General features: G+C 66.7%; 19 protein-coding genes. 8 read left to right on the top strand and 11 right to left on the bottom strand.

The features are described from left to right. Positions 1-23 precede the first annotated feature (23 nt). From SSA01S_RS14765 to SSA01S_RS14720, 10 genes are all read right to left on the bottom strand, one after another. Positions 24-392 (bottom strand): hypothetical protein, encoded by a 369-nt coding sequence (locus SSA01S_RS14765; RefSeq protein ID WP_240954633.1) that lies wholly within the window; start codon positions 390-392, stop codon positions 24-26. Further along, positions 392-820 (bottom strand): hypothetical protein, encoded by a 429-nt coding sequence (locus tag SSA01S_RS14760; RefSeq protein WP_061780971.1) that lies wholly within the window; start codon positions 818-820, stop codon positions 392-394. Before SSA01S_RS14760 ends, SSA01S_RS14765 begins: the two co-directional genes overlap by 1 nt. A 35-nt stretch (positions 821-855) precedes the next feature. Beyond that, positions 856-1,572: a hydroxyacylglutathione hydrolase gene (gene gloB, locus SSA01S_RS14755; protein ID WP_170171458.1), complete on the bottom strand. Its 717-nt coding sequence runs from the start codon at positions 1,570-1,572 to the stop codon at positions 856-858. 10 nt (positions 1,573-1,582) lie between these two features. Then, positions 1,583-1,999 carry a VOC family protein gene (locus SSA01S_RS14750; RefSeq protein ID WP_061780969.1) on the bottom strand — a complete coding sequence of 139 codons (417 nt, stop codon included), beginning with the start codon at positions 1,997-1,999 and terminating at the stop codon, positions 1,583-1,585. A 75-nt stretch (positions 2,000-2,074) separates the two neighbouring features. Further along, positions 2,075-2,836, bottom strand: coding sequence for a tetratricopeptide repeat protein (locus tag SSA01S_RS14745; protein WP_061780968.1), 762 nt, complete (start codon positions 2,834-2,836; stop codon positions 2,075-2,077). Continuing rightward, positions 2,833-3,561, bottom strand: coding sequence for an alpha/beta hydrolase (locus tag SSA01S_RS14740; RefSeq protein WP_061780967.1), 729 nt, complete (start codon positions 3,559-3,561; stop codon positions 2,833-2,835). Before SSA01S_RS14740 ends, SSA01S_RS14745 begins: the two co-directional genes overlap by 4 nt. Positions 3,562-3,655: 94 nt before the next feature. Further along, on the bottom strand, positions 3,656-3,910 hold the full coding sequence (locus tag SSA01S_RS14735) for a DUF6356 family protein (RefSeq protein WP_061780966.1): 255 nt from the start codon (positions 3,908-3,910) through the stop codon (positions 3,656-3,658). A gap of 59 nt (positions 3,911-3,969) precedes the next feature. After that, positions 3,970-4,170 (bottom strand): helix-turn-helix transcriptional regulator, encoded by a 201-nt coding sequence (locus SSA01S_RS14730; RefSeq protein WP_061780965.1) that lies wholly within the window; start codon positions 4,168-4,170, stop codon positions 3,970-3,972. Next, complete coding sequence (locus SSA01S_RS14725) at positions 4,167-4,574, bottom strand: hypothetical protein (protein ID WP_061780964.1); 408 nt, start codon at positions 4,572-4,574, stop codon at positions 4,167-4,169. The genes SSA01S_RS14730 and SSA01S_RS14725 overlap by 4 nt, the downstream gene beginning before the upstream one ends. Before the next feature lie 63 nt (positions 4,575-4,637). Then, positions 4,638-6,029 carry a UDP-N-acetylmuramate--L-alanine ligase gene (locus SSA01S_RS14720; protein WP_061780963.1) on the bottom strand — a complete coding sequence of 464 codons (1,392 nt, stop codon included), beginning with the start codon at positions 6,027-6,029 and terminating at the stop codon, positions 4,638-4,640. A gap of 74 nt (positions 6,030-6,103) precedes the next feature. Between SSA01S_RS14720 and SSA01S_RS14715 the strand changes: the two genes are divergently transcribed. The 6 genes from SSA01S_RS14715 (at position 6,104) to infC (ending at position 11,748) form a co-directional block, all read left to right on the top strand. Continuing rightward, complete coding sequence (locus SSA01S_RS14715; RefSeq protein WP_061780962.1) at positions 6,104-6,919, top strand: LD-carboxypeptidase; 816 nt, start codon at positions 6,104-6,106, stop codon at positions 6,917-6,919. A 13-nt stretch (positions 6,920-6,932) separates the two neighbouring features. Further along, complete coding sequence (locus SSA01S_RS14710) at positions 6,933-7,694, top strand: SIMPL domain-containing protein (protein ID WP_419836539.1); 762 nt, start codon at positions 6,933-6,935, stop codon at positions 7,692-7,694. Between the two features lie 238 nt (positions 7,695-7,932). Then, on the top strand, positions 7,933-8,130 hold the full coding sequence (locus SSA01S_RS14705) for a con-10 family general stress protein (RefSeq protein ID WP_058715219.1): 198 nt from the start codon (positions 7,933-7,935) through the stop codon (positions 8,128-8,130). 122 nt (positions 8,131-8,252) lie between these two features. Further along, positions 8,253-9,002 carry an EAL domain-containing protein gene (locus SSA01S_RS14700; RefSeq protein ID WP_170171459.1) on the top strand — a complete coding sequence of 250 codons (750 nt, stop codon included), beginning with the start codon at positions 8,253-8,255 and terminating at the stop codon, positions 9,000-9,002. Positions 9,003-9,096: 94 nt separating this feature from the next. After that, positions 9,097-11,100 (top strand): threonine--tRNA ligase, encoded by a 2,004-nt coding sequence (thrS, locus tag SSA01S_RS14695; RefSeq protein ID WP_061780960.1) that lies wholly within the window; start codon positions 9,097-9,099, stop codon positions 11,098-11,100. Positions 11,101-11,214: 114 nt separating this feature from the next. Beyond that, a complete protein-coding gene (gene infC / locus SSA01S_RS14690) occupies positions 11,215-11,748 on the top strand; it encodes a translation initiation factor IF-3 (RefSeq protein WP_037569087.1) in 534 nt (177 codons plus the stop codon). A gap of 559 nt (positions 11,749-12,307) precedes the next feature. On the opposite strand, the gene SSA01S_RS14685 is transcribed toward infC, so the two are convergent. After that, a complete protein-coding gene (locus SSA01S_RS14685; RefSeq protein ID WP_061780959.1) occupies positions 12,308-15,052 on the bottom strand; it encodes a [protein-PII] uridylyltransferase in 2,745 nt (914 codons plus the stop codon). 119 nt (positions 15,053-15,171) lie between these two features. Here SSA01S_RS14685 and SSA01S_RS14680 point away from each other — a divergent pair, with 119 nt between their 5' ends. After that, positions 15,172-16,446 carry a glutamate-5-semialdehyde dehydrogenase gene (locus SSA01S_RS14680; protein WP_061780958.1) on the top strand — a complete coding sequence of 425 codons (1,275 nt, stop codon included), beginning with the start codon at positions 15,172-15,174 and terminating at the stop codon, positions 16,444-16,446. Further along, a complete protein-coding gene (locus SSA01S_RS14675; protein ID WP_061780957.1) occupies positions 16,443-17,042 on the top strand; it encodes a nicotinate-nucleotide adenylyltransferase in 600 nt (199 codons plus the stop codon). Before SSA01S_RS14680 ends, SSA01S_RS14675 begins: the two co-directional genes overlap by 4 nt. Position 17,043 lies beyond the last annotated feature (1 nt).

The following is a 17,043-nucleotide window of genomic DNA, read 5'->3' as shown; positions in this document are numbered from 1 at the left end:
AGGGAAAGCCCCGCCCTACACGCCTATTTCTTCACCCGATCATAGGGCACGAACCCGTCGAAGAAGCACCACGCCGACGGGATCGACATACCCGGCTGAATCACGCGGAACCGGTCATTGCGGCACAGCTGCGAGCCCCAGCGTTCGACGATCAGCGTGTTGAACGGACGGATGCTCGCGCACTGACCGCGGACCTTGGCCTTCCAAAGGCGCGGGCCCGCATTGATGATGATCGTGTCGTTGTCGGTAATCACCGGACCCGACATCGACGTGCTGGTATCGACGCACTGGGCGGGCGGCCCGGCGACCCGCCCGGCAAAGGGATCGGACTTGGCCGCCGACAGGGTCAGCGTCAGGCCAAGGGCGGCGGCGGTCATCAGGGAAAGGCGCATCACCGGGCTTTCTGATAGGGGATGAACGGACCAAAGCTGCAGCTGCCGGTGAAGAAGCCGGAGGTGCGGTCGACGGTCTGCGCGATGTCACCCGAACACAGCTGTCCCGTGGTCGTGCGCGTCACGAAGATGTTGTTGCCCATGCCGCCGACATTGTCGCAGCCCCCCGCCGTCTCGCTGACATATTTCAGGCGTGGTGACACGGTGTAGACGATGGTCGGGCCATAGGATTTGACCTGCTGCGTCCGATACTGGCTGATGCACTGGGTCGGCGGACCGGCGGTCAGGCCGCTCAGCGCCTTGTCCAGATCGGCCCGCTCGGTCTGGGCGCGCTGTTCGACCTGGGCCTTTTGCGCCGGGGTCAGCGTACAACCTCCCAGGGCCGCCAGGGGGATCAGAACAGAAACCAACGTCACGATACGCATCATTCCGTCTCCGTCAAAATGCCCCTGTAGCGATGGTTTTAACCCTTGAACGCGTCCTTGGCTGCACGCCGTTCGGCCAGTTCCTCCGCATCGACCGAGCGGAGAAAGGGATTGGTCGCCCGTTCCAGCGCGATGGTGGTCGGGATGGTTGGCTCGCCCTGTTCGCGCATGGCCGTCACATCGGCCAGTCGGGCGACGATCGCGTCATTCTCAGGCTCGGCGACGGCGGCGTACCGCGCGTTGGACAGGGTATATTCGTGCCCGCAATAGACGCGGGTGTCGCCGGGCAGCGCGGCGAAGCGGCGCATATTGGCGTGCATCTGCGCCGCCGTTCCCTCGAACAAGCGCCCGCATCCCATGGCGAACAGCGTGTCGCCGGTGAAGATCGTCGCCCGGTCGTCGAAGTGGAAGGCGATGTGCCCCGCCGTATGGCCGGGCACGCTCCACACGGTGGCGGTGGCCCCGCCGACGCTGATCGTGTCGCCCTCGGCCAGCAGGGTGTCGAGCCCCTCGATCTTGTCCGCCTCGGCCGCCGGACCCGCGACCCGCGCGCCGTCCGCCTTAAACGCCAGCGCGCCGCCGACATGATCCGGGTGCCAATGGGTCAGCCAGACCTGGTCGATCGTCCACCCCCGCGCGGCGGCTGCCGCCGCGACCGGCGCGGCTTCGCCCGGATCGAGCACGACGGTCTGGCCCGCATGATGGATCAGCCAGGCATAATTGTCGGAGAGGACGGGGACTCGGACGATTTCCATGGAACGCCTCTTACCAGCTTCCGACATTGGGCATCGAGACCCAAGGTTCGGCGGGGGGCAGCGCACCGTCCTGCAACAGTTCGATCGAGATGCCATCGGGCGTCTTGACGAAGGCCATATGCCCGTCGCGCGGCGGACGGTTGATGACGATGCCCGCGTCCATCAGCCGCTGGCACGTCTCGTAGATATCGTCGACGCGGTAGGCGAGGTGCCCGAAATTGCGCCCGCCGGTATAGATTTCGGGGTCCCAATTGTGCGTCAGCTCGACTTCGGCACGGCCTTCGTCACCGGGCGCGGCGAGGAAGATCAGCGAGAAGCGGCCCCGCTCATTGTCGACGCGCCGCACCTCTTTCAGACCCAGCAACGCGAAGAAGCGGATGCTGGCATCGAGGTCGCTGACCCGGATCATGGTGTGGAGATAACGCATCGGAATTCCTGACCTTTTGATCGGACGGCTATCCTATCCCGGAGCCGATCCTGCAACCTTGACCTGGGATAAGCCTCAGCGCGAAGGGAATTGGGCCAGCGCCTTGGCGGTCTCTGCGCGGATCGGGCTGTCGACCGGGGCCAGCCGGGCGGCCTCGCTCCACGCCTTGCGCGCGCCAGCCTCGTCGCCCGCCACGGCGGCGATATTGCCCGCCTCCAGCTGGACATTGGCGTCGTCGGCGGATCGGGCGAGCGCCTGGGCGATGTCCTTCTGTGCGCGGGACAGGTCCTTCATCCGCCGCGCCAGCGTCGCGGAGAGCAGCCAGGCCAGCGGATCGGCGGGCGCATTGGTCAGCGCGGCGTCCAGATCGATCCGCGCCGCCGCCGGTTGTCCGGTGGCGACCAGCGCGCGGGCGCGGTCCAACTGCGCCTCGCCCAGCGCGAAGCCGGTCAGCTCGCCCGCCGCCAGCGCCGCGTCGAGTGCGGTACGAGCGTGCGCGCCATCGCCCGCCGCCAGCCAGGCATTGCCCGCCTGCGCCCAGTAATTGGCGGCGCGCACGTCATGGGCAAGCTCGGCGGCGCGGGCGGCCTGTTGGAACGCATCGGCCGCCGCCGTCCAGTTCCGCTCGGTGGCATAGGCGATGCCCAGGCATTGCTGCGCGAAATGATCGCCGCCCGCCAGCCGCCACTTGCCCGCCTCGATCTTCGCGGCGTCGGGCGTCCGCTCGGCCATGGCGACGCAGCGCTGATAGCGCGCCTCGCGCGGGTCGCTGGGCAGGCTCGCGGGTTTCGGAGCGGTCTGGGTCGCGGCGGCCAGCGCCAGGGGGAGCAGGATCATAGGTGGTGCAACACGTCCTCGACGGCCCGGATCAGCAGCGCGATGTCTGGGTCGCGCGACAGCCGGTGATCGCCGTCCTTGATCAACACAGCCTGCACATCGGCTGAACGGAACAGCTGCGCCAGATGCGTCGTCCGGTGCCAGGGTACATCGGGGTCCGCCATCCCCTGCAGCAGGCGTACCGGGCCATCGAACGCGATGGGGCCGAAGGTCAGGCGGTTGGCCTCGCCCGACTGCCAGAAACGGCGGGTATAGACGGTGGGGGCGGGGCCGTACGGATTGGGCCGCTCCAGCCGCCCGGCCTGAAGGATCGTCATCTTCTCGGCTTCCGAAAAGCCCCAGTCGGTGAAGTCGGGCGCAGGCGCGATCCCGACCAATGCCCGGACCTGTTCAGGCCGTGCGGCGGCGGCGAGCAGCATCAGCCAGCCGCCCATCGACGAGCCTACGAGGATGGCGGGGCCCTTCACCACCTCGTCGAGCATCGTGAGCACATCGTCGCGCCAGTCGGCCAGCGCCTGATCCTCGAACGCCCCCGGCGACTCGCCACAGCCGCGATAGTCGAAGCGCAGGAATGCGCGGCCCTGCGCGCGGGCCCATTCCTCCAGCGCCACCGCCTTCGACCCCTGCATGTCTGAGGCATAACCGGGCAAGAAAACGATCGCGGGACCGGCCCCCGGCGTCCAGTGATGGGCAAGGCCGGGGCGGGGGATGGGGGTGTCGGTCATGCGAAGGATTTAGGATGTGGGGGCGGGATTGGAAACCCGAACGCACCCCCCGCCGCTCAGGCCAAGCGGAGGGGCGGAGAAAGTGTGTCGCCCTTTAGATCACATATTCGACGCTCTTCATCTGAGCCTGCGCGGCCTGCTTCTTGCGCCGCTTCGCCACCATCTCGGCATGGAGCCGCGCCACCGTGTCGCTGCCCGTCGTGGTACAAAGCCCCGGCACCACCGCATGGACGATCGCGCCCAGCCCGCCGACGATCATGATTCCCCCGAACCGAGCCGCGACGCCGAAATGCTCGACATAGCTTTCGCCGACGCTTTCGGGATGTTCGGTAAACAGGCGACGGAACATGACGGACGCTCTCCTATGGCCGAGGCATGATCCTATCATGGCGATGGGGATTGGCCAAATCAGCCTTTGGACGGGCTGACGAAGATGTCCTCGATCGCCAACGCGAACAGCTCGGCGATTTTAAACGCGAGGGGGAGCGAGGGATCGTAGCGCCCCGTCTCGATCGCGTTCACGCTCTGGCGGCTGACCTCCAGCCGCTCGGCTAGGTCCTGCTGGCTCCAGCCGCGCTCCGCGCGTAGCATGCGGAGATGATTGTTCATCGCGCCGCTTGCCCTTCGAGAAAGGCGTTCAGGCATCCACCCAGGCCCAGTCCGCCGAACCACAGCACGGTGGCATAATAGCTCTGCATATGCGGAGCGAGGCTGAAATCCTCCAGAAAGCCCCAGGCGGTTACGACCGACAGCATGAAGCCGGTCGCCACCAAAGACTGGCGGACCAGCAGCATCCGTACATATTCGTCGCGCATCTCGATCAGCAGCCGGGCTATGACCGCGAACACCCCGATGATCGGCAGCGCAGGCAACAGCGCGACGACATAAGCGAGCAAGCCCGTTGGCGGCGCATGGCGGAACCACATGTTCGCTCCCACCAGCGCGACGGCATACAGGCAGAAGGTCAGAAGCAAGCGATAGGTGTAACGCTTCATTTCGGGGCGCAGGGACATGACGAACCTCCTTCGATGTGAAGGAGGCTTTACATGGAAAGTTCGCTTTACGTCAAGCGTCCTTTACGTTGCGGCGAGTTGCTCCACCATATCCTGGGCCAGCAGGCTGAGCGTGTCGTCGCGCGCGCCCATCACCACGATGCGGTCGCCCGATCGGGCTTCCGCTACCAGCATCGCCGCCGCTTCGGCACGGTCGGCGATATGGTGGGCGTCGACCCCGCGCCCGCGGAGGTCGGCGGCGATGTCGGCGCTGGTCACTTCGCGCGCGACGGTGCCGCCGAAATAGGCGGGGTCGGGGATGGCCAGCACGTCGCCCGCCCGCATGCGCGCGGCGATGCTGTCGACCAGCTCGCGGCGCATGACCTTCAGCGGGCCGTAGCCGTGCGGCTGGAACAGGATCAGCAAGCGTCCGGGAAACGCATGGAGCGTGTCGAGCGTGGCGGCGATCTTGTCGGGGTTGTGGCCGAAATCGTCGATGACGGTGACGCCGCCCGCCTCGCCGACCTTCTCGAACCGGCGCTTCAGGCCGGTGAAGCGCTCGACCGCCCGGATCGCGTCGATCAGCGGCACGCCCGCTGCCACGCTCGCGCCGATCGCGGCCAGCGCGTTGGAAACATTGTGGCGGCCCGGCACCGACAGGCGGACATGATAGCCCGCGCCGCCGGTGATCAGGTCGAAGCTGATGGCAAAGGGCTCAGGCTTCAGCGCCTCGGCGACCAGATCGGCCGCGCCCTCCACCGCGAAGGTGGTCAGGTTGGGGATGTCGGCCAGCAAGGCCGCCGTCTCGGCATCGCCCGCATTCGCCACGACGTGCCGCGCCCGGGCGGCGAACCCGCCGAACAGGTCGCGCAATTCCTCCAGCGACTTGTGATCCAGGCTGACATTGTTCAGCACCGCGATGGCTGGGTTGTAGAGCGCGATCGAGCCGTCGCTTTCGTCCACCTCGCTGACGAACGCCTCGCCGCCGCCGACCAGGGCGCTGGCAAAGGGGCTGTCGGGCGAGACGAAATCCTTCATCACCGCGCCGTTCATCGCGGTCGGATCGCGCCCCGTTTCGTGCAGGATGAAGGCGATCATGCCGGTGACGGTCGACTTGCCACTGGTCCCCGCCACGCCGATCGGCAGCGTGCTCTCGTTGAACAGGCTGGCGAGCATCTGCGCGCGGGTGGCACGCGGACAGCCCAGTCGGTTGGCCGCGATGATATCGGGCACCGTCTCCTCGACGGCGGCGGAGGCGATGACGAGCTGGTCGGGAGACACCACGCCCGACCCGTCCTGCGGGTAGAGGGAGATGCCCGCTGCACGCAGCGCATCGAACTTGGCCGCGACGCGCCCCTGGTCGAGCCCCCGGTCGGAACCGGCTACGGTCTGCCCACGCGCGCGCAGGATCATCGCCAGCGGCATCATCCCCGATCCGCCGATACCCACCAGAAAACAGGAATTGCCGTTGGTCATGGCGCCACGCTATCGGCGAGTTGGCGGCACAGGGCAATGCCCGGCCGGATGGGGCTCCAAGGGGACGCGCTGAAATGAAGATCGGAATCCTCGCCCCCGCCAGCATCGGCAACCCCGCCGCCGAAGCGCCGGTCGGTGCCTTTGCCGCCATCGCCTATCCGGGTGTCGACCTGATCTTCCACCCGCAATGCTATGAGCAGGACGGGCATTTCGCCGGGAGCGACGAGCGTCGCGCGTCGGCCTTTCTAGAGTTCGCCAACGATCCGGGCATCGATGCCATCTGGTTCCTGCGCGGCGGCTATGGATCGAACCGCATCCTGTCGCGGGTCATGCCGAACCTGAACGCGGCGGCGGGGCACAAGACCTATATCGGCTATTCCGACCTCGGCTTCGTGCTGGCCGCGCTCTATGCCCGGCGGATCGGGCGGCCGGTGCATGGACCGATGGCGAGCGATATCCGCCGTCAGCAGGGCGACGTGACGGTGGCGCGCTCGCTCGGCTGGCTGGTGAGCGGCGACCGGCAGGGGCTGGAGCCCGGGCTCGATGGGCGTCCGGCGGCGGCGTTCAACCTGTCGATCCTGTCGGCGCTGATCGGCACGCCCTGGCTCCCCGATCTGACCGACCATGTCCTGATCGTCGAGGAGGTGTCCGAGCATCTCTATGCCGTCGACCGGATGCTGTTCACCATGGCCAACGCCACCCAGTTGAAGGGCGTGGCGGGCGTCCGGCTGGGCGCGGTCAGCAACGTGCAGCCCAACGAACCCGAATGGGGCGAGACGCTGGAGTTCATGATTCAGCGCTGGTGCACCGAGATGGGCGTGCCCTATCTGGGACGGGCCAGAGTGGGGCACACCCAGGACAATCATCTGGTGCCGTTCGGGATCGTGTGAGGGGAGAATGACGGTGAAGGCATGGATTCTGGCTATGGGCTTCGCGCTAGCCGCCACGGCGGCGACGGCGCAGACATCCTCCCCGTCGCAGATATTCGTATCCGCGACCGGCACCGCGCTGGCCGCGCCCGATCGGGCGACCATCGCCTATACTGTCCGGGGGGAGGGGGCCACGTCGGACGAGGCGACGACGAAGCTGCGCGATCAGGCCAAGGCGATTCGCGCCGGCGCGGAGCAGGTCGTGCGCGGTGCGATGGAGCTTCACACCTCCGATCTCGCGATCGAGCCCGTACGGTCGCGCGAATGCAATAGCGGCTATGGCCAGGTCCAGCTGTCGACCGGCGCTTGCGCGATCCAGGGCTATGTCGCGACCATGCAGGTGATCGTCAACACTGCGCGGATCGGTGACGCAGGAACGCTGATCGGCGTGATTGGTCGCCTCGGGGGATTGCAGGCCCGACTTCAGAATTACTGGCTCAGCGACTCCGAGCCCGTTCGGCAAAAGGCGATGCGCGCCGCACTGGCCGGGGCCAGGGCGCAGGCGCAGCTGATCGCGGAAGGATCGGGGCAGAAGCTGGGCCGGTTGCTGCGGGTTCAGGACAGCAATTACCGCGAAGTCGTGATCGCGATGCCCGACAGCGCACCGACCGGTGCGTCCTCCGTGCCACCGCCTCCGCCACCTCCGGCACCGGCGGCACCCATCCGTGTCGACCTGTCGCCCGCACCGATCGATATCAAGGTTACGTTGATGGCGGCCTACGCTATCGATCAATAGCGTTCGCATCGGCGCGTGATGTCGCCCATATGCTGTGTGTTGTTTGCGGGGCAAGCGCCGCCATTTCTCTCCTGTGGATAATGATGTGGGTGAAGTTTGGTGGCGTTGCTGCCGCTTCGTTCCACAAAGTGGATCAGGATCGGCGGCTTATGCAGAATATTATTATTGGCGGTGTTTCCGAAACTTGAGAGGGGTGTCCATCGTCTTTTCCTGCGGGGGCGAAAGTAGGAGAGATATCATGGCAGACAGCAATGGCGGCGGTGGCCGCGACAACAATCCCGGCAATTTCGCCAATGACCGCGAAAAGGCGTCCGAAGCAGGGCGCAAGGGCGGCCAGGAAAGCGGCGGCAACTTCAAGAACGACCCCGAACGCGCCGCCGAGGCCGGCTCCAAGGGTGGCCAGGCCAGCCATGGCGGTGGCGGCCAGAACCGCTGATCCAGGCCGGACCGGTGGACTCGGGCGGCGGCGGTTTCGGACCGCCGCCGCCCTTTATTTCTGAAAAAACAGTTATGAGGGCATCGCGTTAACCATTGGCGCCTAGGCCCGCCTTGATGGAAATGCGTAAGATCTGCACCGGATGCCGCGACGGTATCGATTTCGACATCCCGTTTGCGATGGCATTCCAGCCGATCGTCGACACGGCGACAGGCCGCCCCTTCGCCTATGAGGCCCTGATCCGGGGCACTGGCGGCGAGAGCGCCTATAGCGTTCTGTCGCAGGTGAACGAGGCCAACCGCTATTCCTTCGACCAGGCGTGCCGGGTGAAGGCGATCGAGACCGCGATGGCCGCCGGGATCATGGCCAGCGACGCCCGCCTGTCGATCAACTTCCTGCCCAACGCCGTCTATTCGCCGATGGCCTGCATCCAGCTGACCCTGCGGACCGCCCAGGCGCAGGGGCTGCCCGTAGACCGCCTCATCTTCGAGTTCACGGAGAATGAGCAGATGGGCTCGCCCGAACATGTCGCGAGCATCATCGACTCCTATAAGCAGATCGGCTTTTCGGTCGCGATCGACGATTTCGGCGCGGGCCATTCGGGGCTCGACCGCTTCGTGCGCTTCGCGCCGGACGAGGTGAAGCTGGACATGGAACTGGTCCGCGACATCGACACCGATCCCCGCCGCCGCGCCATCGTGCGCGCCATGGTCGGCATGTGCGCCGAGCTTGACACGCTGCTGATCGCCGAGGGGATCGAGACGGCGGCGGAGGCGGCGACGCTCAACGCATTGGGCGTTCGTTATCACCAGGGATATTGGTATGCCCGCCCCGCGCTGGAGCGGCTGCCGGAGGTTCAGGTCTACGCCTGACCGCCACCCCGTATACCTGACGGGGAATCTTCCCTATAGAGCCCCGCGCCCGGCTTTGCCGGTGCATCACCTATAGCTATCGAAGAGAGTATCCATGTCCGCGATGTTCCGTATCACGCTGCCCGACGGTTCCGTCCGTGAGGTCGCGCCCGGAACTACTCCCGCGGACATCGCCGCCGCGATCGGGCCTGGCTTGGCCAAGGCGGCGATCGCCGCGCGCGTCGATGGCGAGCTGCGCGACATCATGCGCCCGTTCGAGGGCGATTCCGCGCTCGCACTGGTGACCGCGAAGGACGAGGCCGACGCGCTCGAACTCGCCCGCCACGATTACGCGCACGTCCTGGCCGAGGCGGTGCAGGCGCTGTTTCCGGGCACGCAGATCACCTTCGGTCCGGCGACCGATGACGGCTTCTATTACGATTTCGCGCCCAAGGATCGCCCCTTCACCGAGGAGGACCTGCCCGCGATCGAGGCCGAGATGCGCAAGATCATCGCCAAGGACGAGCCGCTGATCCGCGAGGTCTGGACGCGCGAGCAGTTGATCGAGCGTTGGACGGCGCAAGGCGAGAGCTTCAAGGCTGAGTGGGCCGCCGAGCTGCCCGATGACGAGGAACTGACCGTCTATCGCGCAGGGCGCGGCGAGGACGCCTGGCTCGACATGTGTCGCGGTCCGCACCTGGCCTCGACCGGCAAGCTCGATCCCAACGCCTTCAAGCTGACCCGCGTGTCGGGCGCCTATTGGCGCGGCGACCAGAAGAACGCGATGCTCAGCCGCATCTACGGCACCGGCTGGCTGAACAAGAAGCAACTGGCCGAGCATCTGACGCGCCTGGAGGAAGCCGCCAAGCGCGACCATCGCAAGCTGGGCAACGAGATGGACCTGTTCCACCTCCAGCAAGAAGCGCATGGCTCGGTCTTCTGGCATCCCAAGGGCTATCGCATCTGGCGCGAGCTGGAGGCCTATATGCGCCGCGCGATCGACGGCACCGGCTATCGCGAGGTGAAGACCCCGCAGGTGATGGACGCGCGCCAGTGGGAGCAGTCGGGCCACTGGGGCAAGTATCGCGAGAATATGTTCGTGATCCCCGACGAGGTGCCGAACGTCGAGGACGAAGGCCCGCTGGTGTCGGACGACGCGCAGTGGATGGCGCTGAAGCCGATGAACTGCCCGGCGCACGTCCTGATCTTCCGCCAGGGGATCAAGTCCTATCGCGACCTGCCGCTGCGCCTGTACGAAAATGGCTGCTGCCACCGCAACGAGCCGCACGGCGCGCTGCACGGCCTGATGCGCGTGCGCCAGTTCACCCAGGACGACGCGCACATCTTCTGCCGCGAGGACCAGATCGTCGAGGAGGTCCGCGCCTTTTGCGAACTGGCAGACCGGATCTACAAGGATTTCGGCTTCACCTATTCGATCAAGCTGGCGCTGCGTCCCGAAAAGCGCTTCGGCACCGAAGAGATGTGGGACATGGCCGAGACCGAGCTGCGCGACGCGGTTGTGCGGGCGGGCCTCGCCACCGAAGCTTATGGCTGGGAAGAGCTGCCGGGCGAGGGGGCCTTCTATGCGCCCAAGCTGGAATGGCATCTGACCGACGCGATCGGCCGGACGTGGCAGGTCGGCACCATCCAGTCGGACCGCGTTCTCCCTGAGCGACTCGACGCGTCGTACATCGGCGAGGATGGTGAGCGGCACCGCCCGATCATGCTCCACCGCGCGATCTTCGGCTCCTATGAGCGGTTCATCGGCATCCTGATCGAGCATTATGCGGGTCGCTTCCCCGTCTGGCTGGCGCCGGTGCAGGCGGTGGTCGCGACCATCGTGTCGGACGCCGATGCTTACGCGGAAGAGGCGGCGGCCAAGCTGGCGGCGGCGGGCATCCGGGTCGAGACCGATCTGCGCAACGAGAAGATTAACTACAAGGTGCGCGAACACTCGGTCGCCAAGGTCCCCGTGCTGCTGGTCGTCGGCAAGCGCGAGGCTGAGGAAGGCAAGGTCGCCGTCCGCCGTCTGGGCAGCCAGGCGCAGGAGATCATGACCCTGGACGAATCCATCGCCATGCTGCGCGAGGAAGCGACTCCGCCCGATCTGCGCGGCTGAATCAGCACTGAGTAAGGGGAAGGGCGGGGCGTTTGTCTCGCCCTTTCAAATTCGGGCCCGATCGCTTATATTGAAATCGTAATTGCCACAGGAGAAATACCCATACGTCCTCCCATGATGCGCCGTCCGATGCAGGCGCCGCCGATGAACGGTCCTCGGTTCAACGAGTGGATTCAAAGCCCCAAGGTTCGCGTGATCGACCATGAGGGCGAGAACCTTGGCGTGATGTACACGCGCGAGGCGATGGCGCAGGCCCAGGAGCTGGGTCTCGACCTGGTCGAGGTGTCGCCCAACGCCGATCCGCCCGTCGCCAAGTTCCTCGACGTCGGCAAGTATAAGTACGAGGCGCAGAAGAAGGCGAACCTCGCCCGCAAGTCGCAGAAGACGCAGGAGATCAAGGAGATCAAGATGCGTCCGAACATCGACGACCATGACTACGACACCAAGATGAAGAAGGTGGTCGAATTCATCGGCGAGGGCGACAAGGTGAAGGTCACCATGCGCTTCCGCGGCCGCGAACTGAGCCACGGCCAGCTGGGCATGAACGTGCTCCAGCGCGTCGCCGAGCAGGTGGCCGAGGTCGCCAAGGTCGAAGCCTATCCGCGCATGGAAGGCCGCCAGATGCTGATGGTGCTGGCGCCAAAGTGATGCGCGGCGACTCGGGGGTGTAGTCCCTCGGGTTGCATGATGTTTTTCAGAACCCCTGGTGGCTCGATCGGCCGCCGGGGGTTTTGTTTTGGTTCGCGCAGAGACGCGGAGGATGCAGAGGGTTTTGGGAGGTTGGGCGGGCGGCTCAGCCGGCCGCAAATGACTGGCCGACACTCCGTTCAGGCTAGGCGAGGGCCAAAGCTGGCGGGATCACGATGTCTTACGCCGCTGTTAGGATTGGCGGCGGTTAGGCAAAGGCGGACGTGACGGAAATCTATTCCTCCCCTGCAAGGGGAGGGGGTGTTCGAGCTTTGGTCTGCCCCCCCCCCCGGGCAGACAAAGATTGTGCCGGGGGCACAATCTCGCTCGAACACGAAGCTGGTGGAGGGGGGCGCCGCCTGCGAGGGAAGGCCACCTCTCGAACCGGGACACCCCTCCGTCTGGCCTTCGGCCAGCCACCTCCCCTTGCAGGGGAGGAAAGCGCGTCCCTCTGCCCAAAACAACCTCTGCGTTCTCCGCGCCTCTGCGCGAAACTCCCCCCGCGAAGGTTGGGGAACCGCTAAGCCGCGATCTCCATCGCTTCCCCAGCCGCCGCGCCCAGCAGGCGCTTTTCCAGCGTCTTCAACCGCCCGCTATTGGTGATCTGGTCCCCGGTCAGGTCGGTCAGGTAGAAGACGTCGACCGCGCGCTCGCCATAGGTCGCGACATGGGCGGAATGGATCGTCACCTTCGACTGGAACAGCGCATGCGCCAGCTGGTTGAGCAGCGCCGGGCGGTCGCGGGCATGGACTTCGACCACGGTAAAGCGGTTCGACGCGCGGTTGTCGATCAGGACGTTGGGCGCGATGTGGAAAGCGTCGGCGCGGGGCCGGGCGTTGGGCTTGGCGACCAGCCGGTCCGACATCTTGTTGCGGTTGGCTAGCGCATCCTCGATCGCGCGGCGCAGGCGGGAGAGCTGGCCCGGATCGTCGAAGGGGCGGCCCAGCGGGTCCTGGACCAGGAAATTGTCGATCGCCATCCCATCGCGCGTGGTGTGGATGCGCGCGTCGATGATGTTGCCGCCCGCGACATGGATCGCGCCCGCGATACGGTAGAAGAGCCCCGGATGATCGGCGGCGTAGATCGAGACGAGCGTCGCGCCGCGCTCGCCATACACCTGCGCGTCGATCGATAGCTGCGCATCGCCCGCCGCCGCCATCTGTCGGGCGTTATGGGCCAGCACATCCTCGGGCTCGGCGATCCAATAGGCTTCGGGCAGGCGGCGGACATGCGCGGCGAACTTCGCCTCCGGCCAGCCGAGCAGCTCGCCCAGACGCGCCTGCTTGGCGGCGATCCGCTCGGTCCGCCCGCGCTGCTTGTGGCCCAGGCGCAGCACCTCTTCGGCGGCTTCGTACAGATCGCCGAGCAGCTGGCGCTTCCACCCGTTCCACGTCCCCGGCCCGACGGCGCGAATGTCGACGATGGTCAGCAGCAGGAGCAGGCGAAGCCGCTCGGGGCTCTGCACCGTCTCGCAGAAGTCGAGGATCGTCTTGAAGTCCGACAGGTCGCGCTTGAACGCGGTGGCCGACATCAGCAGGTGCCAGCGGACCAGCCAGGCGACCGTCTCGGTCTCCGCCTCGCTCAACCCCAGCCGGGGGCAGAGTCGCTCGGCGACTTCCGCGCCCAGGATCGAATGGTCGCCGCCACGCCCCTTGGCGATGTCGTGGAGCAGCACCGCGACATAGAGGACGCGCCGCGACACGATCTGGTCGATGATCGCCGAGGCGACGGGGTGCTCCTCGACCAGTTCCTGCCGCTCGATCCTCGCCAGCAGCCCCAGCGCGCGGATGGTATGCTCGTCGACGGTGTAGTGGTGGTACATGTCGAACTGCATCTGCGCCACGACACGGCCGAAATCGGGCATGAAGCGACCGAAGACACCCGCCTCGTTCATCCAGCGCAGCACCAGTTCGGGGTCGTGGCGGCTGGTCAGCACATCGAGGAACAGGGCGTTGGCGCGGGGCGAGGTGCGGATGTCGTCGGCCAGCTTCGCGTCGCGCGAGGCCGCGCGCATCGCGAGCGGATGCACCTCCAGCTCATAGCGGTCGGCGAGCTGGAATATCTCGATCAGCCGAACCGGGTCTTCCTGAAAAAAGTCATCGCGTGGCAGCGCCAGCCGCCCGCGATCCAGCACGAAGCCGTTCAACCGGCGCGGACGGCGGCGGATGGTCGGTAGGCCGAAGCGATGCCCGCGCGCGGCGAACCGCTCGTCCAGATGCGCCAGGAACGCGCCGGTCAGCGCGCCGACCGTCTTCACCTGCAGGAAATAGAGCTGCATGAACCGTTCGACCTTGGCTTTGCCCGGCCGGTCGGAGAAGCGCATCCGCTCGGCGATCTGGCGCTGCACGTCGAAGGTCAGTCGGTCCTCGCCGCGCCCGGTGATCAGGTGCAGGTGGCACCGCACGGCCCACAGGAAATTGTCGGCGCGGTGGAACTGCCGATACTCCTCGCGGGTGAACAGCCCGCGCTCGATCAGCTCGGCGGCGCGTTCCACGTCATAGACATATTTGCCGATCCAGAAGAGCGCGTGCAGGTCGCGCAGGCCGCCCTTGCCCTCCTTCACATTGGGTTCGACCACATAGCGGGTGTCGCCCATCTTGCGGTGGCGCAGGTCGCGCTCGGCCAGCTTGTCGGCAATGAACTGGCGGTGCGAGTCGGTCTGGATCTCCGCCTTGAAGCGGCGCGCCGTCTCTTCGTACAGCGCCTGGTCTCCGCACAGGAAGCGCCCTTCCAGCAGGGCGGTGCGCACGGTCACGTCGGCCTTGGCCTGGCGGATCGTCTCGTCGACCGAGCGGCTGGAATGGCCGACCTTCAGCCCCAGGTCCCAGAGCGAATAGAGCATCGATTCGATGACCTGCTCGGCATGGGGTGTCTGCTTGAAGGGGGTGACGAAGCCGATATCGACGTCCGAATAGGGCGCCATCTCGCCCCGACCATAGCCGCCGACCGCGATCAGGGTCAGCCGCTCGCCCGCCGTGGGATTGCTCAAGGGGTAGAGCGTCTCGGTGGTGAACTCGAACAGCACCTTCAGCACCTGATCGGTCAGGTACGCCTGTGCCGCCGCCGCCTCCAGCCCGCGCGAGGGATGGACCGAGAGCCGCCGTGCCACCTCCTGCCGCCCGGCATCGAGCGCGGCGCGCAGCACGGGGGTGATCCGGGTGCGGCCTTCCGGCCCCGTAATGCCGAGCGCGGCCACCTGTTCGGCGAGCAGGCGACGATCGACGATGGCGCGGCGATTGGGCAGAGATTCAAAGCGGCTGTGCATGGAGCCGTCATAGAGGCTGGGGATGAACAAATGGAGAGGGCACGGCATATTCCTGCCCTTGCAGGAGAGGAAGATGAGGACGCTTGGGCCCTACGTCCGACCGTGATAGCGAACGCCGCATGGCCGACCATCACGACATTCCCGCCCTGATCGCCGAATTGGGCCAGCGTGCCCGTCATGCTGCCCGCACGCTGGCGCAGATGCCGACCGCCGCCAAGGCCGCGGCGTTGCGGGCGGCCGCCCAGGCGATCCACGAGGCGCGCCCGGCCATTCTGGAGGCCAATGCCCGCGACATGGCGGCGGGGGCGGCGAACGGCCTGTCCCCGGCGATGCTCGACCGGCTGAAGCTGGACGAGGCGCGGATCGCAGGCATCGTCGCGGGCGTGGAGGCGGTCGCGGCGCTACCCGATCCCGTCGGCGAGCGGATCGACGAACGCACCCGGCCCAACGGCCTGAACCTGTCGCGCGTCCGCGTGCCGGTGGGGGTGATCGGCATCGTTTATGAAAGCCGCCCCAATGTCACGGTCGACGCCGCCGCGCTGTGTGCGATGGCGGGCAATGCCGCGATCCTGCGTGGCGGATCGGAGGCGGTGCATAGCAACCGCGCGCTGCAGGCCGCCTTTGCGGCGGGCTGGAACGCGGCGGGCGGACCGGCGGATGCGGTGCAGCTGGTCCCTGTCACCGACCGCGCGGCCGTGGGCGCGATGCTGGCCGCCGACGGGCTGATCGACCTGCTGATCCCGCGCGGCGGCAAGAGCCTGGTCGCGCGGGTCCAGGCCGAGGCGAAGGTGCCGGTGCTCGCGCATCTCGATGGGATCAACCATGTCTATGTCGACGGCTCGGCCGATCATGCGATGGCGAAGCGGGTCGTGCGCGATGCCAAGATGCGCCGCACCGGCATTTGCGGCGCAATGGAGACGCTGCTGATCGACCGGGCCTATTGCCGTCCCGCCGAACTGGTCGCGGCACTGGTCGATGCGGGTTGCACGGTGCGCGGCGATGCCGATGTGCGCGAGATCGTTCCCGGCCTGGAGGCCGCCACGCCCGAGGATTGGGACACCGAATATCTCGATGCGATCGCCAGCGTGGCGCTGGTCGACGGGGTGGAGGGGGCGATGGCGCATATCGCCGCGCATGGATCGCACCATACCGACGCGATCGTCGCGCGGGACGAGGCCGTGGCCGAGCGTTTCCTGGCGGAGGTCGACAGCGCCATCGTGCTGTGGAACGCCTCGACGCAATTTGCCGACGGCGGCGAGTTCGGGCTGGGAGCCGAGATCGGCATCGCGACGGGGCGGCTCCATGCGCGCGGGCCGGTCGCGCTGGAAGGGCTGACCACCTATAAATGGGTCGGGCGCGGGACGGGCCAGATCCGCGCCGAGAATGGGGGATGAGGATCGGCCTGCTCGGTGGGTCGTTCAACCCCGCCCATAGCGGCCATCGCCGCATCACGCTGGACGCGATCCGCGCGCTCGGCCTGGACGAAGTCTGGTGGCTGGTATCGCCGGGCAACCCGCTGAAGGACGGGGTCAGCGACATGGCGCCCTTTGCCGCACGGTTCGCCTCGGCCAAGAAGATGGCCCGGCGCGCGCCGATCCGGGCGAGCGCGATCGAGCAGGAATTGCACACCCGCTATACCCTCGACACGGTGCGCGGCATCCAGCGTCGCTACCCCGGCCATGACTTCATCTGGTTGATGGGTGAGGACAATTTGCAGCAGTTTCACCGCTGGCGCGGGTGGCGGTGGATTGCCCGTGCGATCCCGATTGCGGTTATCGGCCGTCCGGGGTACAATGCCGCCGCCCACGCGACACCCGCGCTGGGCTGGTTCAGACGTTTCCAGAGGCGTCCGGGCCAGGCGAAGAACTGGACGATGTGGAGTTTGCCGGCCTTCGTGCTGTTGCGCTTCCGCCCCGACCCGACTTCCGCCACGGGCCTTCGGGCCCGCGACCCGGACTGGTTTCGGCATATGGGCCGGAACGTCCCCTGAA

It is taken from the genome of Sphingomonas sanguinis NBRC 13937 (genome assembly GCF_001591005.1).
GTDB lineage: Bacteria > Pseudomonadota > Alphaproteobacteria > Sphingomonadales > Sphingomonadaceae > Sphingomonas > Sphingomonas sanguinis.
The sequence above is the reverse complement of the archived record's forward strand: the minus strand, read 5'-3'. Positions and strand labels throughout refer to the sequence as shown.

Excerpts from the sequence above, each read along its gene's own strand:
- SSA01S_RS14760 (WP_061780971.1), bottom strand. The coding sequence starts at position 820 with ATGATGCGTATCGTGACGTTGGTTTCTGTTCTGATCCCCCTGGCGGCC.
- SSA01S_RS14680 (WP_061780958.1), top strand. The coding sequence starts at position 15,172 with ATGGCCGACCATCACGACATTCCCGCCCTGATCGCCGAATTGGGCCAG.
- thrS (WP_061780960.1), top strand. The coding sequence starts at position 9,097 with ATGTCCGCGATGTTCCGTATCACGCTGCCCGACGGTTCCGTCCGTGAG.
- gloB (WP_170171458.1), bottom strand. The coding sequence starts at position 1,572 with ATGGAAATCGTCCGAGTCCCCGTCCTCTCCGACAATTATGCCTGGCTG.
- SSA01S_RS14705 (WP_058715219.1), top strand. The coding sequence starts at position 7,933 with ATGGCAGACAGCAATGGCGGCGGTGGCCGCGACAACAATCCCGGCAAT.
- SSA01S_RS14735 (WP_061780966.1), bottom strand. The coding sequence starts at position 3,910 with ATGTTCCGTCGCCTGTTTACCGAACATCCCGAAAGCGTCGGCGAAAGC.
- SSA01S_RS14750 (WP_061780969.1), bottom strand. The coding sequence starts at position 1,999 with ATGCGTTATCTCCACACCATGATCCGGGTCAGCGACCTCGATGCCAGC.
- SSA01S_RS14745 (WP_061780968.1), bottom strand. The coding sequence starts at position 2,836 with ATGATCCTGCTCCCCCTGGCGCTGGCCGCCGCGACCCAGACCGCTCCG.
- SSA01S_RS14720 (WP_061780963.1), bottom strand. The coding sequence starts at position 6,029 with ATGACCAACGGCAATTCCTGTTTTCTGGTGGGTATCGGCGGATCGGGG.
- SSA01S_RS14685 (WP_061780959.1), bottom strand. The coding sequence starts at position 15,052 with ATGCACAGCCGCTTTGAATCTCTGCCCAATCGCCGCGCCATCGTCGAT.
- SSA01S_RS14700 (WP_170171459.1), top strand. The coding sequence starts at position 8,253 with ATGCGTAAGATCTGCACCGGATGCCGCGACGGTATCGATTTCGACATC.
- SSA01S_RS14740 (WP_061780967.1), bottom strand. The coding sequence starts at position 3,561 with ATGACCGACACCCCCATCCCCCGCCCCGGCCTTGCCCATCACTGGACG.
- SSA01S_RS14675 (WP_061780957.1), top strand. The coding sequence starts at position 16,443 with ATGAGGATCGGCCTGCTCGGTGGGTCGTTCAACCCCGCCCATAGCGGC.
- SSA01S_RS14765 (WP_240954633.1), bottom strand. The coding sequence starts at position 392 with ATGCGCCTTTCCCTGATGACCGCCGCCGCCCTTGGCCTGACGCTGACC.
- infC (WP_037569087.1), top strand. The coding sequence starts at position 11,215 with ATGATGCGCCGTCCGATGCAGGCGCCGCCGATGAACGGTCCTCGGTTC.
- SSA01S_RS14725 (WP_061780964.1), bottom strand. The coding sequence starts at position 4,574 with ATGTCCCTGCGCCCCGAAATGAAGCGTTACACCTATCGCTTGCTTCTG.
- SSA01S_RS14730 (WP_061780965.1), bottom strand. The coding sequence starts at position 4,170 with ATGAACAATCATCTCCGCATGCTACGCGCGGAGCGCGGCTGGAGCCAG.
- SSA01S_RS14715 (WP_061780962.1), top strand. The coding sequence starts at position 6,104 with ATGAAGATCGGAATCCTCGCCCCCGCCAGCATCGGCAACCCCGCCGCC.